The following is a 5,404-nucleotide window of genomic DNA, read 5'->3' as shown; positions in this document are numbered from 1 at the left end:
GGTGGGCGGTGCACCGCGTCGGGGTCCGACCGGCCGGAGGCGGCCGGCGCGACCGGCGCGGGTGCGGGCGGCGGAAGCCCTGACCCCGGCCGCCCGGTCTGGGGCACCACGACCGTGGCCGGCAGGGTGGACGGGGTGACCGCGGGCTGCCCGACCGCCGGCACCGGCACGACCACCGGCCCGACGGAGGGCGTGAGGATGAATGGGGTGCTGCTATCGGGCAGCGCGGTGCTGCCCACCGTGGCCGACCCGGTGCTGATGGCGGCGAGGATCGGCATCGAGGCGGTGCCGGCGAGCAGGGCGACCGTGAAGAGGTAGCCCCGCCCCGGGCCGCCGGAGCCGGGGGCGCGGTGCGCCCCGACGACACGGCGGTAGCCGCCCCCGCCGGCACGGCGCCGGCCGAGCAGCGGCACGGTGGGATCCTCATCTGGCTGAGACACGCACATACTCCTCGTCGTCGATCACCCGTACGGGGCGAGTGGCGATCAACCAGTAAGAAACGGGCATAAGGCTATGAAACGCCCGCCCGGCATCATCAGCTTGACCCAGTGACGGCCAGTTCACCAGGAGCCACCGCGTGTCGACACACAAATTGTCCGACCCGCCCTGCCGAGTCACGATCCGCCTGCCGACAAACGGCCCCGCCAGCCGCAAAACCGACAGCACCCGGAAACCGGGCGGGCGTACTGTGGGCCCGCTCACCTCCTCTGCCATGATTTGTGGCACGACGGCAACGCAGCCACGACCTCCGCGCACCCCGCGGCAGGCGCGGTACGGCGCCGGCGCTCCCGAACCGGGTTCGCACGGAATCCGGCTCACGCCGCGCGGCAACCCTCACCGGGGCTTGGCGCGGCCGCCAGGAACCAGCCCGGCACCAGCCGGGTGGGTGCACGCACTGCGCGGAGCGGGTCACCCCCGGCGCCGGCGCAGACCACGACAGGGAGAGACGGATGGCAAAGGGCGACCCCGGGGTCACCACCCGCGGCCGGCGAGCCGCACCCCGTGCCAAGCGATCGGCCGCGACGGCTGGCGGCAACCCGGAACTCGTACAGCTACTCACCCCCGCCGGCGAGCGCGTCGAGAGCGCGTTCGGCCCGGACGGCACGGAGTACCGTGTCGACTTCACCGACGAGGAGTACCGCGGGCTGTACCGCGACCTCGTGCTGGTCCGCAGGCTCGACGCCGAGGCCACCGCGTTGCAGCGGCAGGGCGAGCTGGGGCTGTGGGCCAGCCTGCTCGGCCAGGAGGCGGCACAGGTCGGCTCCGGGCGTGCGCTGCGCAGCCAGGACATGGCCTTCCCGACGTACCGGGAGCACGGTGTCCTCTACTGCCGGGGCATCGACCCGATCATGCCGCTCGGCCTGTTCCGGGGCGTCGACCAGGGCGGCTGGGACCCGAACGAGTTCAGGTTCAACATGTACACGATCGTGATCGGGGCGCAGACCCTACACGCCACCGGGTACGCGATGGGCGTCCACATGGACGGCAAGACCGGTGGCGACGACGGCGAGGCGGTGATCGCCTACTTCGGCGACGGCGCGACCAGCCAGGGCGACGTGAACGAGGCGTTCGTCTGGGCCAGCGTCTTCAACGCCCCGCTGGTGTTCTTCTGCCAGAACAACCAGTACGCCATCTCGGAGCCCCTGGAACGGCAGACCCGAGTCCCGCTCTACCAGCGGGCGCGCGGCTTCGGCTTCCCCGGCGTCCGGGTGGACGGCAACGACGTGCTCGCCTCGTACGCGGTGACCCGGCACGCGCTGGACAACGCGCGACACGGCCAGGGCCCGAGCCTGATCGAGGCGTACACGTACCGGATGGGGGCGCACACCACCTCCGACGACCCGACCCGGTACCGGATCGCCAGCGAGGTCGAGGCCTGGCAGGCCAAGGACCCGATCACCCGGATGAAGGCGTTCCTGGAGAAGCAGAAGATCGCCGACGAGTCGTTCTTCGCCGAGGTCGACGAGCAGGCCCGCGCCGAGTCGGTGCACCTGCGCGAGCGCGTGCTCGCCATGCCCAACCCCGAGCCGGTGACGATGTTCGACCACGTCTACCCCCACGGGTCCCCGGAGCTCGACGAGCAGCGGGCGCAGTTCAGCCGCTACCTGGAGACGTTCGAAGGGAGCGCCCACTGATGGCCACGGAGACGCTCACCCTCGGCAAGGCCCTCAACACCGGCCTGCGCCGGGCCCTGGAGCACGACCAGAAGGTCGTCATCATGGGCGAGGACGTCGGCAAGCTCGGCGGCGTCTTCCGGATCACCGACGGGCTCCAAAAGGACTTCGGCGACCAACGGGTGATCGACACGCCGCTGGCCGAGTCCGGCATCATCGGCACTGCGGTCGGCCTGGCCATCCGCGGCTTCCGCCCGGTCTGCGAGATCCAGTTCGACGGCTTCGTCTACCCCGCGTACGACCAGATCGTGTCGCAGGTGGCGAAGATGCACTACCGCTCGCAGGGCAAGGTGCGCATCCCGATGGTCATCCGCATCCCGTACGGGGGTGGCATCGGCGCGGTCGAGCACCACTCGGAGTCGCCGGAGGCGTACTTCGCGCACACCGCCGGCCTGAAGGTCGTGACCTGCGCCAACCCGCAGGACGCGTACTGGATGATCCAGCAGGCGATCGCCTCGGACGACCCGATCGTCTTCCTGGAGCCGAAGCGGCGCTACTGGGAGAAGGGCCCGGTGGAGCTGGACGGCCCGTTGGCCGAAGCGTACCCGCTGCACTCGGCCCGGGTGGCCCGGGCAGGCACGGACGCCACCGTGCTGGCGTACGGGCCGATGGTGCGGACCTGCCTGGACGCGGCGACCGCCGCGGCCGAGGACGGCCGGGAGCTGGAGGTCGTCGACCTACGCACGCTCTCCCCCCTGGACCTGACCCCCGCCTACGAGTCGGTGCGGCGCACCGGCCGATGCGTGGTGGTGCACGAGGCCCCGGGCAACCTGGGCCTCGGCGCGGAGATCGCCGCCCGGATCACCGAGGAGTGCTTCTACTCCCTGGAGTCCCCGGTGCTGCGGGTGACCGGCTTCGACACCCCCTACCCGGCGTCCCGGGTGGAGGAGGAGTACCTGCCGGACCTCGACCGGGTGCTCGACGCCGTCGACCGCGCCTTCGGGTGGTGAGCGGCGTGTCGCGGATCAAGGAGTTCAACCTGCCCGACCTGGGCGAGGGGCTGACCGAGGGCGAAATCCTCGCCTGGCTGGTCAAAGAGGGTGACACGATCGAGCTGAACCAGCCGATCGTGGAGGTGGAGACGGCCAAGGCGGCCGTCGAGATCCCCGCGAAGTGGGCCGGCCAGGTGCGGTCGATCTTCCACCCGGCGGGGAGCACGGTCGAGGTCGGCACGCCGATCATCGCGATCGACACCGACCCGGGCGCCGGCCCGACCGAGGCGTCGACGACGGGCACGCCGGCCGCCGGCCTGCCGACCCCGTCGGCGGCCTCCCTGGCCGCCGTCGAGATCGCACCCGAGGAGGGCATGGTCGAACCGGGGCTGATCGGCGGCGTGGCACCGGGCGGCCGTACCGCCGTGCTGGTCGGTTACGGCCCGCGGAACGCGCCGGCCAAGCGCCGCCCGCGCAAGGGCGCCGCCCCGAACCGGCCCGCCGCCGCCCCGGCGACCCCTGTGCCGCAGGTGCCGACGCCGGCGCAGGCGTCGGCACCTGCGGCACCGGCCGCGCCGGCGACGAGCGTGAACGGCAACGGGCTGCTCGGCGGGCCGGTGCTGGCCAAGCCGCCGGTGCGCAAGCTCGCCAGGGACCTCGGCGTGGATCTCCGCTCGCTGAGCGGGTCGGGGCCGCTGGGCTCGATCACCCGGGAGGACGTACAGCGGGCAGCGAGCGACACCGCGACGACGGCCGGGCCGCCGACGGCACCGGCCACCACGGCCGGGGGCTTCGGCGCGGACCGCGAGCAGCGCATCCCGGTCAAGGGGGTACGCAGACTCACCGCCGAGAACATGTCCCGCTCGGCCTTCACCGCCCCGCACGTGACGGAGTTCCTGACCGTCGACGTGACGCGGGCGATGAAGGCCCTCGACCGGCTCCGCGGCCGGCGGGAGTGGCGCGACGTCCGCGTCTCGCCGCTGCTGCTGGTCGCCAAGGCCGTGCTGCTGGCGGTACGCCGGCACCCGATGGTCAACTCGACGTGGGCCGGCGACGAGATCGTCGTCAAGGACTACGTCAACCTGGGTATCGCGGCGGCCACGGAGCGCGGCCTGATCGTGCCGAACATCAAGGACGCCGGCCGGCTCACACTGCGTGAGCTGGCGGACGCGCTGACCGAACTGGTGCAGACGGCGAAGGCCGGCAGGACCTCGCCGTCCGACATGTCCGGCGGCACTCTGACGATCACCAACGTCGGGGTGTTCGGGGTCGACACCGGCACGCCGATCCTGCCCCCGGGCGAGTCGGCGATCCTGGCCCTCGGCGCGGTACGTGAGATGCCCTGGGTACACAAGGGCAAGGTCCGCCCGCGCCAGGTGACCACGCTGGGTCTCTCTTTCGACCACCGGATCATCGACGGCGAGCTCGGCTCGAAGTTCCTCCGCGACATCGGGGACTTCCTGGCCGATCCGGAGGCGGCGCTGCTCGCCTGGACCTGACGGGTACCCGACACCAGCGACGGCCGGTGTGCCACGGGTGAACGCCCGGCACACCGGCCGTAACTGTTGAGGGAAGAAAGAGTCGCCCCCAAGCCCCGTTGACTTACGATCCTTAGGCAGGTGTCTCACCTCACCTAATAATCGTTGGCACTTCCGGTCCCGTTGCGGTTCAATTGAGTCGTCAGGGGGCTGACAACCGAATAAGCCAGGGGGAGAGATCCAGATGAGCATGATCGAGCGAATCCGCAACCGCCGCGACGCCAACCGCCGGGCCCGTGCCATCGAGCACGCCCTGCGCTCCGCCAATTCGCCTGCCGTCCGCGAGGAGCTTCTCGCCATCGCCCAGCGTCACATGAGCTGACGCCCCCCACTTCTCTCATCCTCCTTCAGTTCGACGACCCGCCCGGTTCCCCGGGCGGGTCGTCGGCGTTTCGGCCCTATTGACACCGGGATTCCGCCTCGCCGCACCGCCCGGTACGGTGGGGCTCGGTCGTCAACCGCCCGCCGGACCCCGTCGCGCCGATAGAAGCTGCCCGGAACCGTCCGACGACGCGGAGTGACGGCCGGTGCTCCCCGGATGCCGCGGGCGGTCACCGGATACGGTGCGGGGAGTCCCCACGGCCGGCACCGCCGGCCACATTGGCACCCACGCCGACGCGCCGTCGGCATCGGCGGCCGACATGTGATGGAGGAGGCGCACCGATGACGTCCGAGGGCCCGCACCACCCCGGCCAGGAGCCGGACGAGGTGTCGCCGGGCACCGGCGCACCGGCGCCGTACGGCGTCGCCAACCCGGACC

4 protein-coding genes and 1 pseudogene are annotated in these 5,404 nt (G+C 71.9%); 4 read left to right on the top strand and 1 reads right to left on the bottom strand.

What is annotated here, in order from left to right; genetic code table 11:
- Positions 1-440: pseudogene (locus E1258_RS33670) on the bottom strand (hypothetical protein); the annotation flags it as partial.
- A 510-nt stretch (positions 441-950) separates the two neighbouring features.
- On the opposite strand from E1258_RS33670, the gene pdhA reads away from it, so the two are divergent.
- From pdhA to E1258_RS33665, 4 genes are all read left to right on the top strand, one after another.
- Positions 951-2,135: a pyruvate dehydrogenase (acetyl-transferring) E1 component subunit alpha gene (gene pdhA, locus E1258_RS29340; protein ID WP_132406826.1), complete on the top strand. Its 1,185-nt coding sequence runs from the start codon at positions 951-953 to the stop codon at positions 2,133-2,135.
- Positions 2,135-3,124, top strand: coding sequence for an alpha-ketoacid dehydrogenase subunit beta (locus E1258_RS29335; RefSeq protein WP_132406824.1), 990 nt, complete (start codon positions 2,135-2,137; stop codon positions 3,122-3,124). Before pdhA ends, E1258_RS29335 begins: the two co-directional genes overlap by 1 nt.
- A gap of 5 nt (positions 3,125-3,129) precedes the next feature.
- A complete protein-coding gene (locus tag E1258_RS29330) occupies positions 3,130-4,605 on the top strand; it encodes a dihydrolipoamide acetyltransferase family protein (RefSeq protein ID WP_132406822.1) in 1,476 nt (491 codons plus the stop codon).
- A 223-nt stretch (positions 4,606-4,828) separates the two neighbouring features.
- Complete coding sequence (locus E1258_RS33665; protein ID WP_165823299.1) at positions 4,829-4,966, top strand: hypothetical protein; 138 nt, start codon at positions 4,829-4,831, stop codon at positions 4,964-4,966.
- Positions 4,967-5,404 lie beyond the last annotated feature (438 nt).

Source organism: Micromonospora sp. KC207, from assembly GCF_004348615.1.
Classification (GTDB): Bacteria; Actinomycetota; Actinomycetes; order Mycobacteriales; family Micromonosporaceae; genus Micromonospora.
Note: the sequence above shows the minus strand (reverse complement) of the source record. Positions and strands in the feature narration are given on the sequence as shown.

Bases quoted from the DNA above. Each gene is read 5' to 3' on its own strand.
- pdhA (WP_132406826.1), top strand. From the start codon at position 951: ATGGCAAAGGGCGACCCCGGGGTCACCACCCGCGGCCGGCGAGCCGCA.
- E1258_RS29335 (WP_132406824.1), top strand. From the start codon at position 2,135: ATGGCCACGGAGACGCTCACCCTCGGCAAGGCCCTCAACACCGGCCTG.
- E1258_RS33665 (WP_165823299.1), top strand. From the start codon at position 4,829: ATGAGCATGATCGAGCGAATCCGCAACCGCCGCGACGCCAACCGCCGG.